A 26259-nucleotide genomic window follows, 5' to 3' on the forward strand; every position below is an offset into this window, starting at 1 on the left:
CGTGGTTCCCTCAGCCGTCGGAATCTTCGCTGTCTTCGGGATCGGACCAGGTGGGCGCAAACCTGTTGCGACGCTCCACTTCACCGTGCACGACGGTCACGAAGTCGGTGAACGAGAGCGTCTGAGCTTCGGTGGGGCGGCCGTTGCGCGGCGGCGGCTCGTCGACGTCGAAGAACCGGACTGCACCATCGGGTTCGTAGAGTCCGATGTAGACCTTCTCGAAGAGGTCGTAGCGGGTGTCCTCGGCGCCGAGATCCACCCAGGCCTTTCCCGGAACGCCGACCACCGCGCGCTTGCCTCGGCCCGAGCGCTTCGAGAGCGTCGTGACGTGGTGTGCAAAAGAGGATTTGCCGGTGTCGCTGGTCTTGGTCGGGTCGCCGTCGTCGCACGTGGCGTACGGCTCGAACATGACGGCGACCAACACGCTGTACGGCTGACGCTGATGCAGAACCATTGCCTCGCCACGCAATTCGTGGTCGTTGCGGACGATGTTCTTGGTCCACCGTCCCAGCTTGCCGCTGCGGGGACTGTAGTCCTGGAAGTTGTACGTCTTGATGGAGACGCAGAGGATCAGGCCGAGAGTGGGGTCGAGTGCCTTGACATCCAAGCGCTTTCGGCCCTTGGCGACATCGACTGTTGCCTCCTGGCCTTCTCCGGACGCCGTCGGGGTGATGTTGGGATACAGCGGACGCAGAGCGTCGGCCACCGTCTGTGCCAGTTGATTGGACAGTCGCTGGGCGTAGTTCTTCTTCTCGCCGCGATCGGCGTCGGCCGGGGGCTTGTCGCCCGCGAGTTGCAGTGCACTCCACAGTGGTTCGTGTTCCGGTTCGGAAAACAGCGTTTCAGGTTCGGGGAACAGCGAGTCCGTCATGCTGCGGCCTCGGGGTATCCGCCCATCCGCTCGAGATGGCTTTCGACGTCCTCGATGAAACCGGGGATGAACCGAAGATTACCCATGCGTGCGCGCTTGAGGAAGCCGGCGGTGGCCCGAGCCGACAGCAACCGCGTGTCTTCGAGGAAGCCGCTCAGATCCTCGTAGTCGTACTGGACCGGCCAGGTCGAGGTATGGACGCGGAAGGCCTGGCGGTTACGGCCCCAGGCCGCACTCGGCCAGGCGTCGCCCGGTTCGAGTGGCGTCTCGCCCGCGGCGTCGTATTCGATGGGATCGCTCAACCGGCCACCGACCCACGACGCCATCCGCACGCTCACGGCATTGCCGACGAGCTTCCAGCGATGGCTGTGGCGTAGGCCGGGAACCTCGACGGACGGCAGCGTCCAGTCGGGATCGAAACCCTGCAGTCGCTCGGCATCGACTAGACCGGGAGTGACGATCTCACCTGACGGCAACCGGACTGCCGGCTGACTGGGGATGCCGACGGACGAGCCGCCCTTGAGCGTCGGCACGGCATTGACGGCCCATCCGAGACCGCGAGTGCCTTCGGTCCAGTAGAAGCCGCAGGGGTAGTCCGCGGGATCGCCACCCAGGCGCTCGCCGGCGTCCTGGCCGAACAGGATTTCGCGGGGATCATCTGTGCGCGAGGCAAGCATGATGACTCGCTGGCGACGCTGGGGGAGTCCGAAGGCGCGGGCGTCGACCACCCGGTACGCCCAGGTGTATCCGAGGTCTTCGAGGGCGTCGGTGATGTGCCGCATGGCGGCGCCCTTGCCGAGCTGGAGCATGAACGGAACGTTCTCGATCAACAGCCAGCGCGGGCCCTTCTTGCGCTTGACCAGACGGAACACCTCGTCCACCAGGCCTGAGCGTGCGCCGGTGATGCCTGCCGTTTTGCCGGCCTGAGAGAGGTCCTGGCAGGGGAAACCGGCGGCCACCAATTCGATGTCACTGGGCAGCGCGCGAAGTTTGGTGACGTCACCGTGCAACGGCACGTCGGCGAAACGCGAACGGAGAACTGCCTGCGCGCCCGGATCGATTTCACACAGCAGTTCGGTGTTCCACCCATGTTCCGAGAGCCCCAACTCGAGACCACCGATACCGGCAAACAAACCCACCATGCTCCGCGACGACGTCACAGCACCCTTCCTCACGAACCGACCTAGAAGCACGGTACTCGAGAACTCCGACACCGTTTGCCAACTATTCGGTCCGCGGCGTGCTCCTTACGGAAGAACCGTTGTGAAACGCCTTACATCGAGATCTTCGGGGCCGATCGAAGTCCCTAAAAGGTCCCTGATCGAAGCAATAACCCGAACCAGCGGTGCTCCGTGCCCGTTCGTCCATTACCGTGGTCGGGTGAGCATCCAACCTTCCGGTGACGCGTCCTGGCCCGCGGTATTGACCTGGCAGGCCCACAACGCTCCTCGTATGGAGTCTGTTCGTGTGCAGCTGAACGGAAATCGCATCAAGGCTTCCGGCCGGATCATCGGTGGAGCCTGCAGTGAGCACCCGGCATTCAGCGCGTCGTACGACCTGGTCACCGACGAGGCCGGCATCACCCGCCGGTTGTCCGTGCGGACCGCCCTGGCCGCCGGTGAGCGTCAGATGTCGATCAGCCGGGACGAAGAAGGCACCTGGATGGTCGAGAACGGCGCCAGTCACCAGCGCTCTGCGTTCGATGGCGCACTCGATGTCGACGTGATCCTCAGCCCGTTCTTCAACACGCTGCCCATCCGCCGCGTCGGTCTGCAGAACGACATCGAAGACGCCGAGGTGCCGGTCGTCTACGTAAACCTTCTCGACCTGCGCGTCGAGGGTGCGACCATCACCTACAGCTCCGGCGCCGACGGAATCAGTGTGCTGTCCCCGGTGTCCAGCTCGACGTTGTCCGTCGATGCCGAAGGCTTTGTCCTCGACTACCCGGGTCTGGCAACTCGTATCTAGGTTTCGTATCTCTAGGTTGCGGATCGCCGGATGACGCCGCCGCGTCGACCGGCGTCTCGCATCCGGTTGATCCAGTCGGGTTCTCCGGCCTGAACGTCTTCGATGTCCCACCGCTCGTGCGACTCGTAGGCGCCGCGCGCCGCGAACCCTGCGTCCACCAATCGTGCCGTCGAGCCGTTGTCGAGCAGATCGGTACGTGCACCCTGCAAAAGGTCGAGCGCCTCGTCCAGCGCGACCAGCAGGGCGTCGCGGTTGCCCTCGCACATCGCCCGCACCAGGCCAGGAGCGCTCCCGGCCACGCGAGTGCCGTCGCGAAATGATCCGGCAGCCAGCCCGAGAGCCAGTTCGCCTCCGGCAGCTCCGGTGATCGCAAGCGTTTCCGCGAGCAGGTGAGGCAGATGCGAGATTCGCGCGACTGCTCGATCGTGTTCCAGAGATTCGGCCGGCACGACGACCGAGCCGCAGTCGAGTGCAAGGTCGGCGACCTGCGACCACACATCTGCGTCGACGCCGCTGTCGGTGGCAACAACCCATACCGCGTCGACGAACAGATCGGCATCCCCGACCGCCCAACCCGAAGCTGACGTCCCCGCCATCGGATGACCGCCCACGAACTTGGCGCTCAAGCCCGCTCGTTCGACCGCGGCCTTCACTTCACCCTTGACGCTGACGACGTCCGTGATCGGATTGTCGGGCGCATGCGCGGCGATTGCCTCCAAGGTGGCGTCGACGGCAGGCATCGGCACGGCGATCACAATGATCGCGCCGCTTTCGTTTGCTCTCTGCAGCACTGAAACCAGATCGGTGTCGGCGTCGAAACCGTCGGCTCGGGCCGCGTCGGCGGACTCGCTGGAACGGTTGTAACCCCACGCCCGGCGGCCGGATCGGACGGCGGCGCGAAGTAGCGAACCGCCGATCAATCCGAGGCCGAGAACGCAGACTGGTGGGGCGGAATCGATCGCAGACACGAGTTCAGGTTGGCACATCGATGCTCGGACTTCACTCACTGGCACCAGGCGGGCTACCGTTGCGCCATGGGTGCACAGCGCGCGGGTAACAAGAGCGCCTCTTCGAACCAGTCGGAGGAGCTTGAAGGCTTCGGTGTCGCGGTGGTCCGTGAAGAGGGGCGTTGGACGGTCAAGGCACTGACGCCCGACGCGTTGACCTCGCTCTCGGCCGCCGAAACGCAGCTGCGTGAGCTGCGAAGTTCGGGTGCCGCCTTCGGTCTTCTCGACGTCGACGACGAGTTCTTCATCGTGTTGCGTCCGGCGCCGTCGGGCACGCAGTTGCTGATTTCCGACGCGACCGCCGCCATCGACTACGACATCGCAGCCGACGTCCTCGACGCCTTGCACATCGAGATCCCCGACATCGACCCGGACGACCTCGACGATGTCGAACCCTGGGAAGAGGGCGATCTGTCCGTGCTGGCCGATCTGGGCCTGCCGGAACCCGTGCTCGCCGTCATCGCGGCCGAGACCGATCTTTATCCGGACGAGCAGTTGGGGATGATCGCGCAGCGACTCGGGTTCGCATCCGAGTTCGGCGCAGCGCTCGACAAGCTCCCGCGCTAGATGACTCTCGCTGACGACCAGCGCATGATCCGTGCGGCCATCGTGGCCGCACGTTCCGCCTCCGATGCAGACGTCCCGGTCGGGGCAGTGGTGTTCGACGCAGACGGCGTCGAAGTTGCTCGGGCCTCCAATGCCAGGGAAGCGTCGTCCGATCCGACCGCGCACGCCGAAATCCTCGCGTTGCGTGCTGCCGCAAAAACCTATGGTGACGGCTGGCGCCTGGAAGGTGCGACGCTTGCCGTGACCCTCGAGCCATGCACGATGTGTGCGGGCGCTCTGGTCCTCGCCCGGGTTTCTCGGGTCGTTTTCGGGGCGTGGGAGCCGAAAACCGGAGCCGTCGGATCATTATGGGACGTAGTTCGAGATAAAAGATTGACCTATCGGCCGCAGGTGCGCGGCGGGGTCCTCGAGGACGAATGCGCTGGGCTTTTGGAAGATTTCTTCCGCGAGCAGCGGGCCTGAATTCGGTATTCCCCATCGAGAGTGATCGCACACTCGGGTAGCCGGATCCATCAATCGAGGGCATGGTGGAGGCAGATGCCGTCAGGGCATCGGCGGATCGTCGGAAGGCGATTCGTTCGCGTTCACAGAGGAGTACTCATGGGAATCGCAGACAAGGCTCAGAACAAGGCCGAAGACCTCGGGGGCAAGGCCAAGGAAGCTGCTGGCAGCGCTACCGGTGACCGGGACCTCGAAAACGAAGGCAAGGGCGACCAGGTGAAATCGGCCGTCAAGGATGCAGGCGAGAAGGTCAAGGACGCCGCTTCCAGCATCAAGGACAAGCTCACGTAATACCGCTCCACCTGGCGATTTCAGCCACGGGCACTCCATCCGGTAAAGTCACCAACGGTGGCGTGTCCGAGCGGCCTAAGGAGCACGCCTCGAAAGCGTGTGACGGGTAACCCCCGTCCGAGGGTTCAAATCCCTCCGCCACCGCCAAAGCTCCCCACCTGTTCACGCAGGTGGGGAGCTTTTTTTGTGCTTGGTGGCGCCTATAGTCCCGTTGCTCGGACGACGTCGGGGAATCGGTAGGTTTCATCGAGGACTGATTTGTCGGGGACATAGCTGCGAATGATCAGTCGAAATTCGTCGTGCGGAGCGGGTAGCCAGTTGGCACGAGCATCCGGATCGGTCGGCTCGTCGTGAGACAGGTGCAAGGTGAGCTTCCCGTCACGAAAGACGAGATCGCCCGCGTCGAGATTGACGGTGCCGAGGTTGACGCGGTTACCGGGTGCGTCGGCGAGCATAAATGCGTCCTTGTCGTACATGGTCAGAGACCAGAAGCCGCCGCGACTGCGGTCGACGGGTGGGAGTGCGTCTTCTGTGAAGGTCATGGTGTACCGCTCGCGGCCGTGGAGCAACGCTCCGTCGTGGTCGGTACCCCGGATGAGGTAGACAGCCTCGTGAAAGTCGTTGACGTAAATGTAGATGACGGCCGCGAGCGCCCGTCCGAACCAGTCGGTGCCCCACAGGCCACTGTTGCGTTGCCGTTGCCATCCGTTGCCTGCGTCGACCCCGGTTTGGACGTAGCTCGCCGATTGATGGAGGGCGACGTCGGCGCGGAGCGCGGCGCGGTCGAGCAGCGCTCGGTACGACTTGTCCGAACGATGCAGTGCGACAAGCGTCTTGGCTTGATCAGCCATCGGGGTGTCTGCTGCGCCCATGGTCGGGTTGAAATCGAGCATTGCTGCAAGATCGGTCCAGAAAGATTCCGGCTTCACCCATTGAGGTCGACTGGAGTCGGGATCGGCCGCCAACATTTCGGCGGTGACGCCCTGAGGGTAGATCGAGTTCGCGGCGTGGGCCTCGTAGCCGAAGGACCGCGGGCCGGGTCGATCCTCGCTGAACGGGTACATGCCGATCTGGTCGAGCACCGACCGCGCCTGCTGCTTGGACGCCTCGGAACGTGCTGCGAAACTGCGAGGGAAGACACCAGCCACGTTCGTCGGTGATCGAAGCACATCGAGGAAGTTTTCCGGCAACTCGCCATCCCAATCAGGTCCGACCAGAAGGAACTTTCCGCCGGGAGTGCCTGTCGCCGAACCAAGTTGGTGAGTCACATTTGTCAGCACGTCGACGATCTGGATAGTCCAGTAATGGCCGTCGGGTACCTCGGTCGGGGTCTGTATCACTGCGGTTTCGTCGGTGAGATCGGCGAATCCTGCGCCGTAGATCGTGTCGTTGTTGGGTGAGACGACCCACCGCTGCGCCGGGCTCATGTAGTCGGTGAGGGCACCTGTGTAATTTTTGGCGGCGCCTGGCAGAAGGCCGAGTTGGAGTCCGGTCTTGCCATCCATGATCTCCCACATGTTTGTACGGCCGAAGGTGTCCACAGCTGGATAGCCCCAGTAATAGACGATCCGGGCGAGGGCTTCCACGTAACTCTCAGCGGCGAGCGTTGCTGGAACTCCGGCCGATCTCGCCAGTTGAGCGTGTGCCGGCGTGAAACCTTGTGCGATTGAGTCGGTCGGGGAGTCCATGAAGTCATGGTGCCGGTGACCGTCCGCTGCATCATCACCCTTGCGGGGTGAACCGGTGAGGAAATCGAATACCGGTTCTGTGTGCGCAATTCGAACGTTCAGGAGCGGCGGGCGATCCACTCTGCAGCGGCGGCATCGATGTCCTGCTTCAGCTTCTCGAAGAACGAAGGTGGCGGGGTGGGGATCAAATCTGCTGCGGTAGTGAGGGATCGACTGAGGGCGATCCGACGCTCGCGTAACTCGTCGTCGGTCAGGAGCGTCAGGTCCGCCATCGCGAGCTCCCTCGATCGGTGTGATTCGTGTTTCGGGCAGACCGTGCGCATCGGGATCGATGCATGATTCGATGCGCACGGCCCAGGCATTCCAGGCTGGGGGCCGGAATGCACAGTCGACTTTACCAAATGATTACTAATGGCTGTAGACGCGGCTCACCCTTCGGTGTTCGTGGAGCACTTTCACAGGTTTCTCCCAGGTCGTAAGTCCTGACAACTGTTGAAGCTGCAACTATCGTCGAGCCCATGAAAAAGATCTGGTGGATCGGCGGAGCAGTAGTTGTGGTCGTACTCGCCCTGCTCGTGGGGCCGTGGGCGTACGGGAAGTTCATCGCTGAAGACGATGCACCGGCGGCCGTGGTGTCCACTGAGGGCGCGGAGGCGGCGTCCGGATCGATCGACGGGCAATGGACCGTCGTCGCCGGGCAGGGGGACAACCAGGCGGCAGCTGGGTACACCGTGCACGAGATTCTCAACGGATCGAGTGTGACCGTCGTCGGAACCACTGGCGAGGTGAGCGGAAACGCGGTTGTCGAGGGTGAAAAGCTCACTTCCGGCGAAGTAACGGTGCAGGTGGCAAGCATCAAGACCGACTCGGATCGGCGCGACGGCCAGTTCACGGGCAATGTGATGGATACCAGCACGTATCCGACGGCGACGTTCACGATCGACTCGCCGGTGGACTTGTCTGCTGTACCGACGGACGGAACAACGGCGACGGTCACGGTGTCAGGAACGCTGACGCTCAAGGGTCAGTCCAAGCCGGTGTCGGTCGACATGACCGTGCTGCATTCGGGTGATTCGCTGATCGCATCGGGCTCGATTCCGGTCACCTGGACCGATTTCGGAGTCGAGCCTCCGTCCCTCGGTTTCGTCACCGTCGACGGCAGCGGCTCGGTGGACTTCCTGGTCTCACTCGCCGCGAGCTGAATTACGTCCACCCGATTCGCACTGCTTCGGGGCGGGCAGGGAAGATTAAGGACATGACCTTCCTTTCTTCTTGTCCGTTCCGAAGGCAGTGCGCGATCTCTGCCCGGACGGAATGAACAGGTGATGCCCCGGTGGAGACCGTTCCGAACGGGCGAAGACCCCGATCCACGGTTCACGCTCGCCAATGAGCGGACATATCTGGCTTGGATCCGCACTGCAACGGCCTTCGTCGCGTCGGGCGTCGGACTCGAAGCGTTCGGCGGCGACATTCTCAATCCGACGGTTCGATCCGGCTTGGCCGCGTTGTTGCTCGTCGGCGGTGCTCTGATCGCCATCACTTCCTTTGTCCACTGGATCAGCGCCGAGCGTGCACTGCGAACTGAGCGCTCGTTGCCGGTGCCGCTCATGGCGCCGGTCGTCGGCATCGTGCTGGTGATCTGCGCGACCGTCCTGGTGGTCGAGGTCGTGAACTGATTGACCGCGCTGGAACCGTCGGAAGGTGTCAAGCCTCCGGACAAGGGCTTGCAGTCCGAGCGCACATCGCTCTCGTTCGTGCGTACGAGTCTGTCGATCCTCGGCTTGTCTGCCGCCTGTCTGAGATGGTTGCCGCCGTTCGGGTCGGTGGCCCTGATCGGCCCGTCCGTCGCTGCCGTGCTCGTCGTCGCGGTGACGGTCTACGAACGTCGGTCGCGGCCCAGGCGGTTGGCCCAGTTTTCGGCCGAAAAGGCAACGCCCGCTTTGGGTATGGGAGCAACTCTCGCGGTCGCTCTGCTCCTGCTCAGTGCGACGGGGCTGTGGATTCTGCTGAAGTGACCTCGGCTTTCGGCGCCCAGCCGGGCGGGCCGAACACGTAGCCGGCTCGCTGCCGCCACGATGTCGACGCCTTCCAATCGCGAGCAATGGCAGCATATTCGCGCGTTTGGAGCTTCCAGATGTTGTACGTTCCGACCGGCGTCGTGAGTCCGTAGGTGGGGCGGTGGGTTTCGGCTGCGAAGGTTCCGAACATCCGGTCCCAGATGATGAGGATTCCGGCGTAGTTGCGGTCGAGGTACTCGGCGTCGGAGCCGTGGTGGACGCGATGGTGTGACGGCGTGTTGAAGATGAATTCGATGGGCCGCCAAAGTTTTCCGACACGTTCGGTGTGGACGAAGAACTGGTAGACGAGGCTGACGGAGAAGCCGACGAACACCATCCACGGCGGGATCCCGAGGAACGGCAACGGCAACCACATGATGATCTCACCGCTGTTGTTCCACTTCTGCCGCAGTGCGGTGCTGAAATTGAAGTACTCGCTCGAATGGTGAGCCTGGTGTGTGGCCCAGATGACTCGAACTCGGTGTGCGATGCGGTGATACGCGTAATAGAGGACGTCGATTCCGAGCAGCAGGATCACCCAGGTGTACCAGGCAGTCGGCGAGAGGTGCCACGGAGCGAGATACACCCAGATTGCGGAATAGCCGATCAGCGCCAGCACTTTCCAGAAGGTGCTCGTTGCGATCGACACGAGTCCGAGTAGAACGCTGGTTCTGGCGTCGACGCTTCGGTAGCCGCCCTGTGCCGGCCGTGCGCGTCCGTCGGCGTCGTCGGGATGATCTTCGAGCGCACGGGCCGCGAACCATTCGATTGCGAGGAAGATGACAAACGCGGGGATTGCGAGCGTAACGGGATCATGGAGCGGTTCGAGCAGTGACTTCCATGATTCGAGAAGGGTTTCCCACACGCGATTTGTCCTGTTCTCTAGCTCTGATCGTTACATCATGCATCAAAATGTAACGTCAGGGAACCCTTTGCGGCGAAGAACTCGCAGGTTTGTTGCGACTATTCATAGAACGATGGTAGGAATTGCCGGTGCATATCACCGCGAAGGTGGACTACGCCGTGCGGACTCTGGTCGAGCTCGCGGCAGTTGGTCCTGACCCGGCCAAGGCCGAGTTTCTCGCCAAATCCCAGGTAATACCCCACAAGTTCCTGGAAGCGGTGCTCTCGGACCTGCGGCGCGGCGGCTTGGTCAACAGCCGTCGAGGCCCGGACGGGGGATACTGGCTCGCTCGGTCCGCGGACGAGATCACGATTGCCGACGTCATACGAGCTGTCGAGGGACCGCTGGCTTCGATTCGGGGTCAGCGACCGGAAGACGTCGACTACGGGGGACCGGCAACGCCCCTCAAGGAGGTGTGGATTGCAGTGCGAGTCAACCTCCGTGCTGTGCTCGAAAATGTCACACTCACCGATGTTGCAGGTGGAGAGTTGCCCGAGTTCATTCACGAACTGACGGCAGATCCCGAGGCGTGGAATCGGCGCTGATACAGCCCGGTTTCAGTGTGCCCGTCGACGCGGAACTGCCATAGGAGCAGTGTTCGCGGTGTTGCCTCCCGCGGATTTTGCGTCGTACATCAGATGATCGGCCGCAACGATTGCTCGGGAGAACTCGTTGTAGTCGAACTCTTCCTGATGTGGGATGAAAGGTAGCGTCGCTGCGCCGACGCTGACCGTGGCCAGGGGGTCGTCGGAGGCGTTCACCACGGCTTTGGGGAGCGTCGCGATTCGTTTGCGAAGTCCGTACGGAGTACCGATCATCACAACGGTGAACTCCTCGCCGCCGGTGCGCGCGGCGTAACCGAAACCGTTCACATGCGCCTGCAGGCGCGTTCCGGTCCGGATGATGACGGCGTCACCGACTTCGTGGCCGAACGTGTCGTTCACCGCCTTGAACTTGTCGATGTCGACGACGGCAACAGCAATGTCGGCACGATTTGCCGACGCGACCGACCAGATGCGCTCCGACATGTCCCACAGTCCTCGTCGGTTCAACAGGCCGGTAAGCGCATCCACTTTGGATCCCGTTGCGCGCGCGAGTAATTGCCGCCAGGTGAACTGAATCGTGGCCGGAATGAAGATCACGGCACACAGGACGACGTCCGTGCGTGCGATCACGCTGGTTGTCGAGTAGTCGCCGTTCGTCAGGCCGAGCACCGTCAGGGCGATGACAAATGTCGTGGCAAAGGCGAGATGGAAGGCCAACCAGCGGTAATCGAGAAAATAGGTGAAGTATGCGCCGGTGGCGACAAAGAGTGCCGCGCCGAAGAGGGCGGCGTTATGGCTGGTGAAGGTGATGAGAATCGAGGCAGTTCCGAGATCTGCCCACAGTCCGTAGAGCTTGAGCATGCGTGAACCTCTGATTCGGCCGACAAACCAGAGAATCGTAGGGATCAGGTTGACGGTCGCAATGCCGACGAGCCAACTGCGCGCAAACGGTCCGTCCGGGCCCTCTCCGCTGAGGAGAAACAGGAACGCCACGATCGAGAAATTGAGTGAGCAGAACCCGATGGTGAGACGGACGAGACGTAGTACGGAGCCTCGTCCGGACTTCGATCCCCACAGCATCACCGTGGACGAAACCGGCCAGGTGTGCAGGAGCGGGTCCATCAGATTCCTTCGCCGAGCAAATTACGGTTAATTCACCGCAAAGTATGTCAGGCCATGTTGATTCACGCGTCAACTTGGCAGGGGGCGTCAGGCGGTGGAGTTGCTCGCAACTCTCTCTGTCGCGCTGTTCAGGCATTTGCCGTGCGTGAGTGTGAGGTACGCCTCGAGTTTCCGTGCCGTGTGTTCGATCGCACAATATTGCAGACCTCTGCAAAGTTGCAGAGCTCTGCAAGTTCGGTACCGTGTTGGGGTGATCATCGAACAAGGCCTTCGTGACCGCAAGAAGGCAGCAACCCGTGCCGCACTCAGCGGCGCGGCAGCACGGCTCGCTCGTGCGCTGGGGATCGAATGCGTCACCGCTGACGCAATCGCCTCCGAGGCCGGAGTGTCGACGAGGACGTTCCACAACTACTTCTCCAGCAAGGAGGAGGCAGTGCTCGCCAGTTTCGAGGAATCGGTGAACCTGTGGATCGAGGCGCTTGCGTCACGGCCCGCGGACGAACCAATTCTCGACGTCCTCGAAGAACTTGTGGTCGAAATCGTGAACGACTCAGGTCCGAGTGGGAGTGAGAAGGCAAGTATCTGGCTGCTGTCGGATTCGAGTCCCGCGCTCTACCGGGATGCCGCAGACATGCATCAGCGGATCAACCGTGCAGTCGTTCAGGCATTGGCGGAACGCACCGGTACCGACGCCGAGAAGGACCTGTACCCGACGCTCCTCCTGGGAGCGGTGGGCGGAGCCGCTAAATCGGTGATCGACGTCTGGACTGGCGGAAAGTCGGAGGCTTCCAGTCCGGAAGAGTTGGTTCACGACGCTTTTCGGCAGATTCGTGCCGGGTTGCCCGCGCCGCCGCCTGCCCCTGAGATGTCGCGTCCCTGAGATGTCTCGTCTCTGAGCCCCACACGTAATACCTGTCCACGTACACGCACCGAAACAGCAAGGAGCCCGTCGTGGCCACCTATCTTTATCGGATCGGCAAGTTCGCCTACCGGCGAAAAGGCGCGGTCCTCAGCGTTTGGCTGATAATCCTGGTCCTGATGGGCGTCGGGGCAGCGACTCTGTCCGGCCCCACCAAGGACTCGTTCTCCATTCCGGGAACCCCGGCGCAGCAGGCGCAAGACCTGATGGCGGAGCGTTTTCCCGACGCGCCCAATCCTATGGATTCGTTGAGCGCGCGATACGTAGTGCAAGCTCCGGCAGGCACGACGCTGGCCGATCCGGCGAACGTCAAGGCCATGGACGACATGCTCGCGAGTATTCGTGGCATCGACAAGGTCGCCGACTCTGCCAAGGTGGACCCGGCGACTGTCACTCCGGAACAGGCCGCGAAGGCGTTGGTCAATCCGGTTACCGGCAACGACTCCATGGTTGCGATGTTCAAGGAAAAGGCTGCTGCGGCTGGAACTTCCGAGACACAGGCCGTGGACGACGCGCGTGCGTTGTCGCCGCTCAGTGCCGACGGCACAGTCGGGTACGTCGAGGTTCCGTTCAGCGGTGACTTCGCCGATCTCGATCAGGCGTTGCGTGATTCGATCAACTCCGCAGCCGATGTCGGTCGGGCCGAGGGACTCAACGTCCAGGTCAGTGGTTCTGCTGCTCAGGAAGCGGAGATGCCCGGTGGTGTCACCGAGCTGATCGGTATCGCCGTTGCCGCAGTCGTTCTGGCCATCACGTTCGGTTCGCTTGTGGCCGCGGGGCTTCCGCTCCTCACCGCGATCATCGGTATCGCTATCGGCAGCCTCGGAATCACGGTTGCCACCGGATTCATGGATCTCAGTTCGATGACTCCGACGCTGGCGATCATGATCGGTCTGGCTGTGGCGATCGACTACTCGCTGTTCATCATGTCCAGGTTCAGGCATGAGCTCACCCTTACCGACAACCGTGCCGAAGCAGCAGGTCGCGCCGTCGGAACCGCCGGTTCCGCAGTGGTATTCGCTGGTTTGACGGTCATCATCGCGCTGGTTGCATTGCGCGTCGTCGGCATCCCGTTCCTCTCCGATATGGGTGCGGCAGCGGCCTTTACCGTGCTGATCGCGGTTCTGATCGCCTTGACCTTGCTGCCTGCGATCCTGGGTATGTTCGGACGCAAGGCTTTTGCCGGCAAGATTCCCTTCCTCAGCAAGCGCGCTGAGGAGTCCGAAGACGAAGATTCGGGCAAGCCGAAGTTGGCTCTGCGCTTCATCAGTGCCGTCGTCCGTCGTCCGCTGGTGCCGCTGATCGGTGGAGTAGTGCTTCTGGGCGCATTGGCTCTGCCCGCAACGGGATTGAGCCTGGCACTGCCGTCGGAGGCCACCGGTGACCCGGCGACCAGTGCGCGTCAGGCATACGACCTGATCGACGAGGGCTTCGGTGACGGTCGCAACGGACCGCTCATCGCCGTTGTCGACGCCAAGGATGCCAGCGTTCCCGCCGGGGAGGCCTTTGCGGAGGTCGTCTCGACCATCTCGGGCTTCGATGACGTCCAGAACGCACAGGTCGTCGGGGTCAACGAGGCCGGCGACACCGCGCAGGTACTGATCACTCCGAAGAGTGGTCCGACCGACCCCGCCACGATGGATCTGGTGTCCAGCCTTCGTGGAGCCGAAGGCGGACTCAACGATTCGATCGGCGTCAGCTACGGCATCACCGGTCAGACCGCACTCGAAGGCGACGTCTCGGACACGCTGAAGGATGCATTGGTGCCCTACCTGGCCGTCGTCGTCGGCCTTGCATTCATCTTGTTGCTCTTGGTGTTCCGTTCGATCCTGGTTCCGCTGACGGCGACGCTCGGCTTCCTGCTCAGCGTGCTCGCGACATTCGGTGCGACGGTGGCGATCTTCCAGCACGGTTGGTTGGGCATCATCTCGAACCCGCAACCACTCGTGAGTTTCATGCCGATCTTCCTGATCGGTGTGGTGTTCGGACTCGCGATGGACTACCAGGTGTTCCTCGTGACGCGTATGCGTGAGGAGTACGTCCACGGCGCGAGCGCGAAGGAGGCCGTGACCATCGGCTTCAACCATGGCGCCCGGGTCGTCAGTGCGGCCGCGGTCATCATGATCTCCGTGTTCGGTGCCTTCATCGCGGAACCGAACTCGTTCATCAAGTCGATCGGCTTCGCGCTTGCCGCGGCGGTGTTCTTCGACGCCTTCATCGTGCGCATGGTGATCATCCCGTCCGTCATGGCACTGCTCGGCGACAAGGCGTGGTGGTTGCCGAAGTGGCTGGACAAGATTCTGCCGAACGTCGACATCGAGGGCGAGAAGCTCAGCAAGGCCCTCCGTGAAGAAAAGGAAGCGGAGCTTCAGTCCGCATCTGCTTGATCTCTGCTGTGCGCCTTTATTAACCCCCCGCGGTTAATAAAGGCGCACAGCAGTTTTTGTGTATCGAAATATCCAGCGGCACATGTCGGCCAGGATTGGTAACCTTCGCTCACTATGCTGATCAGGCTGCTGCGCACTTATCTGATGCCGTACCGGGGTGAACTCACGGGCGTTGTCGTCCTGCAGTTTATTTCGACTATGGCGGCCCTTTACCTTCCGAGTCTCAACGCCGACATCATCGACAACGGCGTGACGAAAGGCGACACCGGCTACATCCTCTCCACCGGCGGGATGATGCTGATGGTCACGCTCACGCAGATCCTGTGCTCGGTGGGTGCCGTCTTCTTCGGTGCGCGAGTCGCCATGGGCGTCGGACGCGATCTCCGGGCTTCGGTGCTGCATCAGGTCGGGACGTTCTCGGCCCGAGAGGTCGGGCACTTCGGTGCGCCTTCGCTGATCACCCGCAACACCAACGACGTCCAGCAAGTGCAGATGATGGTCGTGATGAGTTGCACCATCCTCGTCATGGCGCCGATCATGTGCGTCGGCGGCATCATCATGGCTCTGCGCCAGGACCTGAATCTGTCCTGGATCCTGGGGATCAGCGTCCCGCTGCTCGTAGTCTCGATGGGTTTCCTGATTGCCCGGATGGTCCCCGGATTCAGGGTCATGCAGGGCCGCCTCGACGCCGTCAACCGTGTTCTTCGCGAACAGATCACGGGCATCCGCGTCGTCCGAGCGTTTGTACGGGAACCGTACGAGGTAGAGCGTTTCGGCGATGCCAACCGTGAGCTGACGGAGACTGCACTCGGCGTCGGCCGCCTCATGGCACTGATGTTCCCGCTCGTGATGCTGATCAGCAATGTCACCAGCGTCGCGGTCATCTGGTTCGGTGGCCATCAGATCAACGAGGGCTCGATGCAGATCGGCTCGCTCACCGCGATGCTCAGCTACATCATGCAGATCCTGATGGCCGTCATGATGGCCACCTTCATGGCGGTGATGCTGCCGCGTGCGTCGGTGTGCGCCGAACGTATCTCCGAGGTGCTCGACACGGATTCGTCGGTGATTCCGCCCGAGAACCCGGTCCGAGAACTGAAGGACCCGGGAGTCGTCGAACTTCGTGGCGCTCAGTTCCAGTTCCCCGGAGCCGAGGAACCTGTATTGCGCGACATCACGTTCCGTGCCGAACCCGGCAAGACGACGGCGATCATCGGCGGCACCGGATCGGGAAAGACCACTCTGCTTAACCTGATTCCGCGTTTGATCGACTCCACCTCCGGATCGGTATCGGTGGGAGGAGTCGACGTCCGCGACATCGACACGGAACTGCTCTGCTCGGTGATCGGTCTCGTCCCGCAGAAGCCGTATCTGTTCTCGGGCACTGTCGCCACCAATCTCCGCTACGGAAACCCCGAAGCTACCGACGAATGGCTGTGGGAGTGCCTCGAGATCGCCCAAGCTGCCGACTTCGTCCGCGCCATGCCTGAAGGCCTGGACACACCGGTGGCACAAGGCGGTACGACGGTATCGGGCGGTCAGCGTCAGAGACTCGCCATCGCCAGAGCGTTGGTGCGTAAGCCACAGATCTATCTGTTCGACGATTCCTTCTCGGCACTCGACCTCACTACTGATGCGAGGCTGCGTGCGGCGCTCCGGCCGGTCACGCAAGACGCCTGCATCGTCGTTGTCGCGCAGCGCATTTCCACCATCGTGGAAGCCGATCAGATCATCGTGCTCGACGACGGCGCCATCGTGGGGATCGGCACGCACGACGAACTCGTGGTCAGTTGTCCCACCTACGGCGAAATCGTCGCCTCTCAGCTAGCCGTACAGGACGCATCATGAGCAATCGACCGACTTCCTCGCCTCCCATCGGCCCGCCCGGCGGCGGCGATCCCACAAAGAAGGCCATGAACTTCGGCCCTTCGCTCAAACGTCTCCTCGGTCGCTTGAGCCCCGACAAGCCGATCGTCGTCCTGATCTTCGCTTTGGTGACCGCAAGCGTCGTACTTTCCTCGATCGCGCCGAAGATCCTGGGAAACGCCACCAACCTGATCTTCGACGGCATCGTCAGCAAGCAACTCCAGCCGGGGACGACCAAGGAACAGGCTGTCGAAGGATTGCGCGCTTCGGGGCAGGGTCAGCTCGCCGACATGGTGTCCGGCATGGCAGTTGTGCCTGGAACCGGAATCGATTTCGACGCCGTCGGCAAGGTCTTGATGATCGTGCTGCTGCTGTTCGTCTGCGCGTCGCTGTTCAGTTGGCTGCAGGCGTATCTGCTCAACATCGTGGTCCAGCGAACCGTTCGTCGTCTGCGTGAGGACGTCGAGCAGAAGATTCACCGACTTCCCTTGCGGTACTTCGATACCCATGCCCGCGGTGATGTTCTCTCACGCGTGACCAATGATATCGACAACGTCGCGCAGAGCTTGCAGCAGACGCTCAGCCAGTTGGTCATGTCGGTGATGACCGTCCTGGGCATTCTGGTGATGATGCTGTGGATCTCACCTCTGCTCGCCTTGATCGCGGTGGCAACTGTTCCGCTGTCGATCATGGTGACGGCGTTTATCGCGAAGCGTTCACAGAAGCACTTCGTGGCGCAGTGGAAGAGCACCGGCGGAATCAACGCGCAGGTCGAGGAAGCATTCAGCGGCCACGAGTTGGTCAAGGTGTTCGGTCGCCAGCAGGAGGTCGAGGAGCGCTTCCGCAAGCAGAACGAGGATCTGTACGAGTCCAGCTTCAAGGCGCAGTTCATTTCCGGTCTGGTCATGCCGGCCGTGATGTTCCTGGGCAACCTCAACTACGTCGCCATCGCAGTGGTGGGTGGCATGCGCGTCGCATCCGGAACGATGACGCTCGGCGATGTGCAAGCGTTCATCCAGTACTCGCGGCAGTTCACCCAGCCGCTCACGCAGATAGCGTCGATGACCAATCTGCTGCAGTCCGGCGTCGCTTCGGCCGAGCGGGTCTTCGCGCTGCTCGACCAAGACGAGCAGTCGGAGGACCCGAAGAGCGCGAAGTCGCCCACTGTCGACAAGGGTCGCGTCAAGTTCGAGAACGTCACCTTCAGTTACAAGCCGGAACAGCCGCTGATCGAGGACCTGTCCCTGACTGCCGAGCCGGGCCAGATGGTTGCGATCGTCGGACCCACCGGCGCAGGCAAGACCACCCTCGTCAACCTCATCCTGCGGTTCTACGAACTCAATTCGGGCCGAATCACTTTGGACGGCATCGACATCGCCGACATGACGCGAGACGATCTGCGCTCACGGATCGGCATGGTTCTGCAGGACGCATGGCTGTTCGGTGGAACCATCCGCGAGAACATCGCCTACGGCAAGCCTGGTGCCACCGACGAGGAGATTCGTCGTGCGGCCGAGATGAGCTACGTCGACAAGTTCGTGCACTCTCTGCCTGAGGGTTACGACACGGTCATCGACGAGGAAGGCAGCAACGTCAGTGCGGGCGAGAAGCAGCTCATCACTATCGCCCGCGCCTTCATCTCGCAGCCGTCCATCCTGATCCTCGACGAGGCGACCAGTTCGGTGGACACGCGCACCGAACTGCTGGTCCAGAGCGCCACCGCGGTTCTGCGCAACGACCGAACCAGCTTTGTCATCGCGCACCGTCTTTCGACAATTCGTGATGCGAACCTGATCGTGGTGATGGAGGAAGGCCGGATCGTGGAGCAGGGGAGCCATGAGGCTCTGCTCGAATCCCGCGGCGCGTACTTCCGTCTGTACAACAGCCAATTCGTGGGCGCGGAGATCTGATGCCTCAGTAGACTGGAGCAGACTTGGTCCGCTGGGTGGACCACATTCTGTGTACTGGAGGCGCTCGGCGATGCATTCGTTGCTGGGGAAAGCGCGCCTGATACTCGATTCCTTCGATGCGGATTCGGGTGCGCTGTCGCTGACCGAACTTGCGAATCGGAGTGGTGTTGCGAAGGCGACGGTGCATCGAATAGCCGGTGAACTGGTGTCTCTTGGTCTACTGGAACGGGTCGGAACCAAGTACAGGTTGGGGTTACGGCTCTTCGAACTGGGGCAGTTGGTTCCTCGTCAACGTATTCTGCGCGAGGTGTCCTTGACGTATGTGCAGGATCTTCACGCGGCGACCCGGGAGACGGTTCACCTCGCGATTCGCGACGGCCTCGATGTTCTGTACATCGACAAGATCTCCGGTCATCACGGGGTGGACCTGCCGTCGCGGGTGGCTGGCCGGCTGCCGATGTATGCCACGGCAACCGGCAAAGCGATACTCGCGTACTCACCGGATTCCGTTTTTCGAGCGGTGACAGGCAACGGATTTGTCGAGTTCACCGATCGGACGGTGAACTCGGAAGACGGGTTACGTAGGCAACTCGACGCTGTTCGTTCGCAGCAGTTGGCGGTCGAGACCGAGGAGGTTCGCCTGGGAACATCGAGTATCGCTGCCCCGATCTTCGGTGGACTTGGTGAAGCAGTTGCCGCGATCGGTGTGTCGAGTCCGCGGTATCGAATGGATACCGAGCGTTTTGCCGAACCGTTGCGCGCGGCGGCCGAAGGGATCAGCCGGAAGGTATCGGTTCTCGAACGCTCGGCATAACCGTTTTATCGACGCACGCAGAGCAGCGCGATCACGCCGAGAACCGAAGCCCCGGTCATGGAGATGGCCACGGCAAGACTGGTGTTGCCGAGAAGGCCGACGATGGGCGCAACCACAGCTGCAGCGCCGAACTGCGCAAATCCGATCAGCGCGGCTGCTGAGCCTGCGGCTTCTCCGTGACGGGACAGTGCAACCGCCGGTGCGTTGGGCATGACAAAACCCGTTGCGCAGAGCATCAGCAGGATGGGGACGGCAAACCCGACGAATCCCCACGAGTCGGTGGCGGCAACAACAACAAATGCAGCGCCGACGGCACTACTGCCCCACATTGCCCAGATCGTGATGGAATTCGGCGACCACCGGCCGAGAAGCACGACGTTGAGCTGGGACGAACCGATCAGAACGACGGCGCCGCCGGCAAAGGCAAATCCGTATGCGGTGGCGCTCAGTCCGAACTGTTCCTGCATCACGTAGGACGACGCGGCGATGTACGACCACAAAACGCCGCGGCCGAGACCGCACACGAGCACCAACACCATGAAGTGGGCATCCTTGCCGAGCGCAATGTAGTTTCGCGCGATGGCGCCGATGCCCTTGCCCGACCGATTCTCGGGTGGAAGTGTTTCCGGCAGCGATACTGCCGCGAGTGCGATCATCGCGATGCCCAGGATGAAGAGAGCGAGAAAGACTCCGCGCCACTGTGTTACGGACATCAGTGCCCCGCCGATGGAGGGGGCCAGGATGGGCGCTACGCCCATGACCAACATCAGCCGCGAAAGTACAACTGCCGCATCGTGTCCGGTGAATAGATCACGAACGATTGCCATCGCGATCACGCCTGTCGCGGCGGCGCCGAAACCTTGAAGGGTTCGCAGCGCAGTGAGGACTTCGATGGACGGAGCAAAGAAGCAGGCCAACGACGCGCCGACGTGAATTACTGTGCCCACGAGCAGGGGACGTCGACGTCCGTAGATGTCGGACAGTGGGCCGATGAGCAACTGGCCGAAAGCCAGACCCAGCAGTGTGCCCGTCAGGGTCAGCTGAACCATCGTGTCCGACGTGCCGAATTCCTGCGTGATCTGTGGCAGCGCAGGAAGATACATGTCGACGGTGAACGGCCCGAGGGCGGTGAGAATTCCGAGAAGCAGTACCAATCGGATCCGTGCACCGCCCGTCGGGGCGATCACCGTTCGTTCAGTTGTGCTGTTGGTCAAGGAAACCCGAAACTACACTGTAGTAGTCGTATGGTCGTTCTTCCTGAAGATGATGCGACGCCTTGTCCATGATGTAGAGATGGCCATGGGGAATCATCCGCGCAAGCATGAGCGGGTAGTCCGGGGTGAGGAATGCGTCGTGCATGCCCCAGGCGAAGAGCGTCGGCGCCTGGATCTGGCCGAGTTCAGCTGTGAGATCCTGCCAATCGCCACGAGGTGAGTCCGCCGAGGCAGCCAGGGCCATTTCTTCGGGGTCGAGACTTTGCTCGTATCGCATCTGGAGGGTTTCGGCGGGCAACTTCGATCCGTCGAACCATTCGAGACTGGTGATCAAGGTGCGGAGTTTTTCGAGGGTGGGGCCGGTGCCGCCGTAGTAGACGTCGCGGGCGTTGCGGCCACGACGGCCATCCTCGGGGAGCGGCGCGAGTGGACCGTAGAAGACGGGCATGCTGCCCGTGATCACCAGGGAGCGAACGCGTTCCGGGTACTTTGCCGCAAGATTGAGCGCTATGGTGCCGCCCCACGAGTTGCAGACGAAGTCTGCGCGTTCGATTCCGAGTTCGTCGAGCAGGGCAACCACCTTGGCGGCGTGGAAGTCCCACATTGGGCCGGCGATGGTGCACTTGTCGGACCGACCGTATTGCAGCAGATCAACGAGAATCGCTCGTCGATCCGAGGCGAAGAGCGGTGCCACTGGCCCGAAGTCGGACCACGCAGTGCAGCCGGGGCCGCCTCCGTGCAGGAAAATCGTGGGGTCGCCCTCGCCGAGGTCGTAGTAATGGAATGTGACGCCATCTGCTTTGGCGTACAAGCTCTTCGGTTGATCAGCCATGGCTATACCTGACCTCGAGGTGAGCGGTATGGGAAGTATCGCGGTCCGGCAGGCGAACCCGGTTCGTGGCTGTGAGACTTCCGAATGCCTAGCGTGCTGGCATGAGAACAGAACTCGAGCACGCGCGTGATCGCGCGGAGGCGATGATCGGTACGCGGGAAACGCGAGAGTTGGGAACGGTGCGTCCGGCGGAGTCGGTTGCGTTTGCGGTTGCCACCGCCGAGACGGACCCCCGGTTTCTCGACCCGGAGCACCCGGCATTTGCCGTCCATCCGATGTATCTGCCTTCGCTTTTGCGAGGACCGCAAGGTGGCTCCGATCGAGAGTACCGAGCAGACGGCATGTTCCGTGACGAAGTGCCGGGCACAGACGGTATCGACGTGCGCTTGATGGCCGGCGGGCAGAGTGTGACTTTCTTGCGACCGGCCCCGCTGGGTGAGGCTGTCGTCGTAGGGCGAGTAATCGATACCGTGACGACCAAGGGCCGGGCTCCGGACGAGTTTCTGCTGCTCTCGGTCACCAAGACTTACCGGGGTGCGCAGTCCGGCGCATTCGCCGAGGTCGTCGAGAAGTTCATCGTCCGATGACCGAAACAGTAGTCGTGGGCACGCCGATCGAATCGGTGACCTTGGTCTGCGATCCGGTTCGGATCCTTCGATTCGGGGCGTCGACGCACAATTCGCACCGTATTCACTACGACGCCTCATATGCGCAGACGGAGGGGTTGTCCGCACCGGTGGTCATGGCCCAGTTGCAGGGCACGCTGTTCTTTCGTGCCGCGTCACACTTTGCCGGTGGATACGAAGGAGTTGTGTCCGTCTCCTGGCAGAATCGTGCGCCCGCGCCCGTCGGAACCACACTCGAGGTGTCGGGTGAAGTGTCCCAAATCAACAGTGACCAACTAACTTTGGCATTGCGGGAGCATTCGGACAATGGCGTGCTGTGTGCCGTCGGAACCGCTGTGGTGGTCCGGGTCTGCTGAGCGAACCGAATCCATTGGCGTAGACCGCAATCTCACCCAAGATCTGTTTCATTCAAACGTTCAGTGTCGAGAGGACTTCACATGACTGGTGTCGAGGCGTCGGAAGCCACGTTCGCGCTGCCCGAGCGGCCACGAGCGGCCGGTCGGCAGGATTGGACGGCATGGCCGGGTTACAACGCAGCCGGCAGCGGATACCGCGGTTACTGGTACCCGGTCACGTGGTCGAACCACATCACCAAAGACCCCAAGAGCTTCACCATCTGTGGTGAAAAGCTGGCGATCATCCGCGACGCAGGCAAGGCATATGCCCTGCACGATCGGTGCCCGCACCGCGGCGTTCCGTTGTCCGAGGGCGATCAGCAGTTCCCGGGAACTGTCAGCTGCCCGTACCACGGCTGGACGTACCGGCTCACTGACGGCAAGCTGGCCGCGGTCATCACCGACGGTCCGGATTCCAAGATCTGCGGCAAGCTGAACGTCCAGACCTATGCGATCGAGGAGCGACTCGGTCTGGTGTGGGTGTACATCCCGATCGCCAACGAGCCGGCGCCGTCCATCGACGACCAGTTGCCGCGTGAGCTGGTGGAGAACAAGGGTATCGTCGGTGGTCGGATTCAGCCCCGAGAAGGCAACTGGCGCTTCGCATGTGAGAACGGTTTCGACGAGGGACATGCGAAGTACCTGCACCGCACCGCATTGTGGCGTCTGTTCAAGCCGATGCCGACGTGGAACATCACGAGCATCGTTCCGGAGGGACGCTGGATCTACCGCGTGCAGGAAGAGGTGTACTGGGAGGCGGAATTCCCGGGCGTGGGAACCTGGACGAACAAGCGGTGGTGGAAGAAGAAGCCGGACGAGACCCAGATTTCTCAGATCGGAAACGTCGGCGCCGGTCTGGACGTCAATCCTGTGATCGCAGCTCAGAACTTCCCCGGTTTTGCTTCACTGTCCATGCCGGGTGTCCTGCGCATCGCGTACCCCAAGTTCATTCACTACGAGTTCTACGTCCCGGTGGACGAAGACAACCACAAGTACGTCGGCCTCATGGTCAACTTCGTCTCCGGCGCAGCAAAATTGGGCTTCTACGCCAAGTACCTCGGCGCGATCCGCTGGCTGTTCCACGGTCAGTTCTCGGGTCAGGATGCGTGGATGGTCGAGGTCACCGACGCACCGCCGGAGAAGCTGTACCGACCGGACGTGTCGCTGACGACGTGGCGAAATCTGGCAGAGGAAGAGTACGCCGAGAAGATCGCCGACGCGGCCAAGCTCACCCCCAAGGCGCCGGTCAGGCCCACCCGAGAGCGCCGGACGCCAACGCCCCGCTCGGCCCCTGTCGCCGACGCTCAGATTCCCACCGGCACCAGCGAATAGGAGAGATACATGTTCAAGATTCTGACGGCTGTCGCTATCGGTGCCGCTGTTGCAGTGGCAGTTCCCAAGCTGTGGCAGCTGGCCGGCGAGCGCAGCAATACTCAGGTACATCAGGTCAATCCATGAGCACTGCGAGGGCCGATGCTCTCGCAGGCCTAGGCGACGAGCGCCGGGAATGGGTCGAGCGAGCCTACGCCCATGTCGATCGTGCGCGATTGCGGGATCTCGCCACTTCGGTGGTCAACATTCCCAGTCCGACGGGTGACGAAGCACCGCTGGCCCGCCACATCACGGCGGTCCTGGCAGCGTCGGGCATCGAGGCCCACACAATGGATCTCGATGATCGGCAGGCGAACTCGTGGGGAAGGCTCCGCGGTGACGGGTCCGGACCGGACCTGTTGCTGTATGCGCCGATCGACACCGTCACGACCGGCGATCCGGCGGAAGACCTGCCGTGGGTGGGAAATGAGCTGCGAGCGGATCTGACGCCGCACGCCCAGTTCGACGAGAACTACGTGATCGGATTGGGTGCGTCGAACCCCAAAGGCCACGCCGTCTGCATTGTCGCGGCGGCCGAAGCAATTGCCGCAGCCGGTATTCCGCTCCGCGGTGACCTGGTGCTCGGATTCGGCGCCGGTGGTATGCCGACCAATGCCCGCCCCGGTGTCGGAAACCCCCGACGCAACACCGGCCAGGGCGTCGGCTGCTCGTTCCTCCTGGAACAGGGAGTGTGGGCGGACTGCGCGTTGATCGCCAAGCCCGGCTGGACGGTTTCCTGGGAAGAAGTGGGACTGGCCTGGTTCGAGATCACGGTGCACGGTCTGCACACCTACGTCGGCTCGCGCCACCGGTTGCCGTACCGCAACGCGATTACCGCAGCCGGCGAGGTGGTCGCCAAGTTGGAGGAATGGTTCCCGAAGTACTCGGCGGCGCATCAGGACGGTTTGGTTGCGCCTCAGGGGATCGTTGCCAACATCCGCGGCGGGTGGGAGCGAACAGCGTCGTTCACCCCCGAGCAGGTGCGCCTTACCGTTGATCTACGGCTCAGCCCGCGGACGACGCCCACCGCGGCCAAGCGCGAACTCAAAGCCGTCGTTGCGGAGATCGCACAATCGCTGGATCTGCAGATCGACGTCGAACAGGTTCTTGCCATCCCCGGTGAGGGTTCCGACCCTCGAATGTGGTTGCGCCGCGCCGCAGTCCACGCGTGGGAAGCTGCCGAAGGAGAGCCGCATCAGGACTTCTTCGACGCGAGTGGAGCCACCGACGCAAACATCCTGCGCAGCCGCGGCATCCCGACGATTCGGGTGGGTATGCCCAAGGTGGTCGACGCACCGTTCGAGGTGGACTTCGCGATGGGGATGAACACTGTGGACCTGGCTGCGGCGGAGAGATTTACGAAGTATCTGATCCGAGTGGCCCTCGACACCGTCACCCGCTCGCTCGAGGAAGTAGGAATCGACTGATGGCGAAGATAGTTCTGGGTATCGGTGCCTCCCACAGCACCTTGATGAACACCCATTGGGAAGAGACGACGCACAAGGCGGAGGCCGAACGCTTCCGGGACGCGCTGTATCTGAGCCGGGAGAAGATCGCGGCGTCGAAACCCGATGTTGTCTTGATTCTCGGCTCCAACCACTTTCGCGGTTTCTGGCTGGATCTGATTCCGGCGTTCACTCTCGGCGTCGGAGAGTGCATTTCCAGTGGCGAGTCAGGAACACCCAAGGGGCCGCAACGGGTCGACGTGGAGTTCGCCAGGCACCTTGCAAACGAGCTGATCGAAGGTGGCCGGTTCGATCTTGCCTACTCGGCGCGATTGCAGATCGATCATGGTCAGTCTCACGCGATTCAGTACCTTCTCGACGGAATCGATGTTCCGATAGTTCCGTTGGTGGTCAACGTATTCGCGCCGCCCCTCCCGACGTTCAAGCGATGTGAGGAAGTGGCGAAGGCCCTGCGGGATGCCGTTGCGTCGTATCCGGCGGATACCCGGGTCGTGGTGATCGCGTCCGGTGGATTGTCTCATCGTCTGCCCTGGCCGGACTGGCGGGATCCGCACGGTGAGGACGAGGATTTCATGGTTCAAGCCTGGCTGGACGGCCGGGAGAACTGGTCCGACTACGACGTCCGGCGACGCCAGATCATCCGCGCAGCCGATGCCGCGATCACTCCGGAGTTCGATGACCGAATTCTTGATCTGTTTGCCAGCGGCAAGGCAAGTGAGCTTGCCGAGTTCACGACGCAGCAGATCGAAGACGAGGCGGGCAACGGTGCGCAGGAGTTGCGGACCTGGCTCATGATGGCCGCGATGCTCGACTACGTTCCGGGTGAACGCCTTGCCTACGAAGCGATTCCCGAGTGGCTCACCGGTATGGGTGTCACGATTCTCGATCCAGCTGGAACAGACAGCGCAACAACATAATCTGCACCTTCAGTAAAGGAA

At 62.1% G+C, this 26259-nt stretch carries 27 protein-coding genes and 1 tRNA gene; 19 read left to right on the plus strand and 9 right to left on the minus strand.

Annotated elements, in window-relative coordinates:
• Positions 1 to 10 precede the first annotated feature (10 nt).
• Positions 11 to 871: a hypothetical protein gene (locus ASU23_RS15285; protein WP_003943911.1), complete on the minus strand. Its 861-nt coding sequence runs from the start codon at positions 869 to 871 to the stop codon at positions 11 to 13.
• Positions 868 to 2013, minus strand: a complete 1146-nt coding sequence (locus ASU23_RS15290) for a DNA cytosine methyltransferase (protein ID WP_030535749.1) — start codon at positions 2011 to 2013, stop codon at positions 868 to 870. Before ASU23_RS15290 ends, ASU23_RS15285 begins: the two co-directional genes overlap by 4 nt.
• Positions 2014 to 2251: 238 nt before the next feature.
• Between ASU23_RS15290 and ASU23_RS15295 the strand changes: the two genes are divergently transcribed.
• Positions 2252 to 2839 (plus strand): putative glycolipid-binding domain-containing protein, encoded by a 588-nt coding sequence (locus ASU23_RS15295; protein WP_080712702.1) that lies wholly within the window; start codon positions 2252 to 2254, stop codon positions 2837 to 2839.
• An 11-nt stretch (positions 2840 to 2850) separates the two neighbouring features.
• Here the strand turns inward: ASU23_RS15295 and ASU23_RS15300 are convergent, their stop codons facing one another.
• Positions 2851 to 3825: a prephenate dehydrogenase gene (locus tag ASU23_RS15300; protein WP_007731661.1), complete on the minus strand. Its 975-nt coding sequence runs from the start codon at positions 3823 to 3825 to the stop codon at positions 2851 to 2853.
• A 48-nt stretch (positions 3826 to 3873) separates the two neighbouring features.
• On the opposite strand from ASU23_RS15300, the gene ASU23_RS15305 reads away from it, so the two are divergent.
• The 4 genes from ASU23_RS15305 (at position 3874) to ASU23_RS15320 (ending at position 5352) form a co-directional block, all read left to right on the plus strand.
• Positions 3874 to 4413, plus strand: a complete 540-nt coding sequence (locus ASU23_RS15305) for a tRNA adenosine deaminase-associated protein (protein WP_058038199.1) — start codon at positions 3874 to 3876, stop codon at positions 4411 to 4413.
• The gene (locus ASU23_RS15310; protein ID WP_003943976.1) at positions 4414 to 4875 is read left to right on the plus strand and encodes a nucleoside deaminase; all 462 of its coding nucleotides are present in this window, start codon (positions 4414 to 4416) and stop codon (positions 4873 to 4875) included.
• A 138-nt stretch (positions 4876 to 5013) separates the two neighbouring features.
• Positions 5014 to 5205: a CsbD family protein gene (locus ASU23_RS15315; RefSeq protein WP_003943869.1), complete on the plus strand. Its 192-nt coding sequence runs from the start codon at positions 5014 to 5016 to the stop codon at positions 5203 to 5205.
• 56 nt (positions 5206 to 5261) lie between these two features.
• Positions 5262 to 5352, plus strand: a tRNA-Ser gene (locus ASU23_RS15320).
• Positions 5353 to 5405: 53 nt separating this feature from the next.
• On the opposite strand, the gene ASU23_RS15325 is transcribed toward ASU23_RS15320, so the two are convergent.
• The gene (locus ASU23_RS15325) at positions 5406 to 6893 is read right to left on the minus strand and encodes a DUF1254 domain-containing protein (protein ID WP_253741356.1); all 1488 of its coding nucleotides are present in this window, start codon (positions 6891 to 6893) and stop codon (positions 5406 to 5408) included.
• A gap of 98 nt (positions 6894 to 6991) precedes the next feature.
• Complete coding sequence (locus ASU23_RS34260) at positions 6992 to 7165, minus strand: hypothetical protein (protein WP_003943953.1); 174 nt, start codon at positions 7163 to 7165, stop codon at positions 6992 to 6994.
• Positions 7166 to 7411: 246 nt separating this feature from the next.
• Here ASU23_RS34260 and ASU23_RS15335 point away from each other — a divergent pair, with 246 nt between their 5' ends.
• The 3 genes from ASU23_RS15335 (at position 7412) to ASU23_RS15345 (ending at position 8908) form a co-directional block, all read left to right on the plus strand.
• The gene (locus ASU23_RS15335; RefSeq protein ID WP_058038201.1) at positions 7412 to 8095 is read left to right on the plus strand and encodes a YceI family protein; all 684 of its coding nucleotides are present in this window, start codon (positions 7412 to 7414) and stop codon (positions 8093 to 8095) included.
• 123 nt (positions 8096 to 8218) lie between these two features.
• Positions 8219 to 8569 (plus strand): YidH family protein, encoded by a 351-nt coding sequence (locus tag ASU23_RS15340; RefSeq protein WP_003943804.1) that lies wholly within the window; start codon positions 8219 to 8221, stop codon positions 8567 to 8569.
• Positions 8570 to 8908, plus strand: a complete 339-nt coding sequence (locus tag ASU23_RS15345) for a DUF202 domain-containing protein (protein ID WP_003943794.1) — start codon at positions 8570 to 8572, stop codon at positions 8906 to 8908.
• Here ASU23_RS15345 and ASU23_RS15350 read toward each other — a convergent pair.
• A complete protein-coding gene (locus ASU23_RS15350; protein WP_003943902.1) occupies positions 8874 to 9815 on the minus strand; it encodes a sterol desaturase family protein in 942 nt (313 codons plus the stop codon). The genes ASU23_RS15345 and ASU23_RS15350 overlap by 35 nt on opposite strands.
• 128 nt (positions 9816 to 9943) lie before the next feature.
• Between ASU23_RS15350 and ASU23_RS15355 the strand changes: the two genes are divergently transcribed.
• Positions 9944 to 10399: an Rrf2 family transcriptional regulator gene (locus tag ASU23_RS15355; RefSeq protein WP_003943908.1), complete on the plus strand. Its 456-nt coding sequence runs from the start codon at positions 9944 to 9946 to the stop codon at positions 10397 to 10399.
• 12 nt (positions 10400 to 10411) lie between these two features.
• Here the strand turns inward: ASU23_RS15355 and ASU23_RS15360 are convergent, their stop codons facing one another.
• Positions 10412 to 11521: a GGDEF domain-containing protein gene (locus ASU23_RS15360; protein ID WP_003943790.1), complete on the minus strand. Its 1110-nt coding sequence runs from the start codon at positions 11519 to 11521 to the stop codon at positions 10412 to 10414.
• Positions 11522 to 11771: 250 nt separating this feature from the next.
• On the opposite strand from ASU23_RS15360, the gene ASU23_RS15365 reads away from it, so the two are divergent.
• The 5 genes from ASU23_RS15365 to ASU23_RS15385 all read left to right on the plus strand — a co-directional run bounded on the left by ASU23_RS15365 (position 11772) and on the right by ASU23_RS15385 (position 19417).
• Positions 11772 to 12401, plus strand: coding sequence for a TetR/AcrR family transcriptional regulator (locus ASU23_RS15365; protein ID WP_007731646.1), 630 nt, complete (start codon positions 11772 to 11774; stop codon positions 12399 to 12401).
• 71 nt (positions 12402 to 12472) lie between these two features.
• A complete protein-coding gene (locus ASU23_RS15370) occupies positions 12473 to 14827 on the plus strand; it encodes an MMPL family transporter (protein ID WP_058038202.1) in 2355 nt (784 codons plus the stop codon).
• A 114-nt stretch (positions 14828 to 14941) separates the two neighbouring features.
• A complete protein-coding gene (locus ASU23_RS15375) occupies positions 14942 to 16675 on the plus strand; it encodes an ABC transporter ATP-binding protein (protein ID WP_054188631.1) in 1734 nt (577 codons plus the stop codon).
• Complete coding sequence (locus ASU23_RS15380; protein WP_007731644.1) at positions 16672 to 18603, plus strand: ABC transporter ATP-binding protein; 1932 nt, start codon at positions 16672 to 16674, stop codon at positions 18601 to 18603. Before ASU23_RS15375 ends, ASU23_RS15380 begins: the two co-directional genes overlap by 4 nt.
• Positions 18604 to 18673: 70 nt before the next feature.
• On the plus strand, positions 18674 to 19417 hold the full coding sequence (locus ASU23_RS15385; protein ID WP_007731643.1) for an IclR family transcriptional regulator: 744 nt from the start codon (positions 18674 to 18676) through the stop codon (positions 19415 to 19417).
• A 5-nt stretch (positions 19418 to 19422) separates the two neighbouring features.
• On the opposite strand, the gene ASU23_RS15390 is transcribed toward ASU23_RS15385, so the two are convergent.
• Complete coding sequence (locus tag ASU23_RS15390; RefSeq protein ID WP_058038203.1) at positions 19423 to 20604, minus strand: multidrug effflux MFS transporter; 1182 nt, start codon at positions 20602 to 20604, stop codon at positions 19423 to 19425.
• A gap of 7 nt (positions 20605 to 20611) precedes the next feature.
• On the minus strand, positions 20612 to 21463 hold the full coding sequence (locus tag ASU23_RS15395; RefSeq protein ID WP_007731641.1) for an alpha/beta fold hydrolase: 852 nt from the start codon (positions 21461 to 21463) through the stop codon (positions 20612 to 20614).
• Positions 21464 to 21564: 101 nt separating this feature from the next.
• Between ASU23_RS15395 and ASU23_RS15400 the strand changes: the two genes are divergently transcribed.
• The 5 genes from ASU23_RS15400 (at position 21565) to ASU23_RS15420 (ending at position 26238) form a co-directional block, all read left to right on the plus strand.
• The gene (locus tag ASU23_RS15400) at positions 21565 to 22050 is read left to right on the plus strand and encodes a MaoC family dehydratase N-terminal domain-containing protein (RefSeq protein WP_058038204.1); all 486 of its coding nucleotides are present in this window, start codon (positions 21565 to 21567) and stop codon (positions 22048 to 22050) included.
• Positions 22047 to 22445: a hypothetical protein gene (locus tag ASU23_RS15405; RefSeq protein ID WP_007731636.1), complete on the plus strand. Its 399-nt coding sequence runs from the start codon at positions 22047 to 22049 to the stop codon at positions 22443 to 22445. Before ASU23_RS15400 ends, ASU23_RS15405 begins: the two co-directional genes overlap by 4 nt.
• A gap of 81 nt (positions 22446 to 22526) precedes the next feature.
• On the plus strand, positions 22527 to 23816 hold the full coding sequence (locus ASU23_RS15410; protein ID WP_058038205.1) for a Rieske 2Fe-2S domain-containing protein: 1290 nt from the start codon (positions 22527 to 22529) through the stop codon (positions 23814 to 23816).
• A 122-nt stretch (positions 23817 to 23938) separates the two neighbouring features.
• The gene (locus ASU23_RS15415) at positions 23939 to 25282 is read left to right on the plus strand and encodes a M20 family metallopeptidase (protein ID WP_058038206.1); all 1344 of its coding nucleotides are present in this window, start codon (positions 23939 to 23941) and stop codon (positions 25280 to 25282) included.
• Positions 25282 to 26238 (plus strand): 3-(2,3-dihydroxyphenyl)propionate dioxygenase, encoded by a 957-nt coding sequence (locus tag ASU23_RS15420; protein ID WP_007731630.1) that lies wholly within the window; start codon positions 25282 to 25284, stop codon positions 26236 to 26238. Before ASU23_RS15415 ends, ASU23_RS15420 begins: the two co-directional genes overlap by 1 nt.
• Positions 26239 to 26259: the final 21 nt, after the last annotated feature.

This window comes from Rhodococcus sp. KB6 (assembly GCF_001445685.1).
Lineage (GTDB): Bacteria > Actinomycetota > Actinomycetes > Mycobacteriales > Mycobacteriaceae > Rhodococcus_F > Rhodococcus_F qingshengii.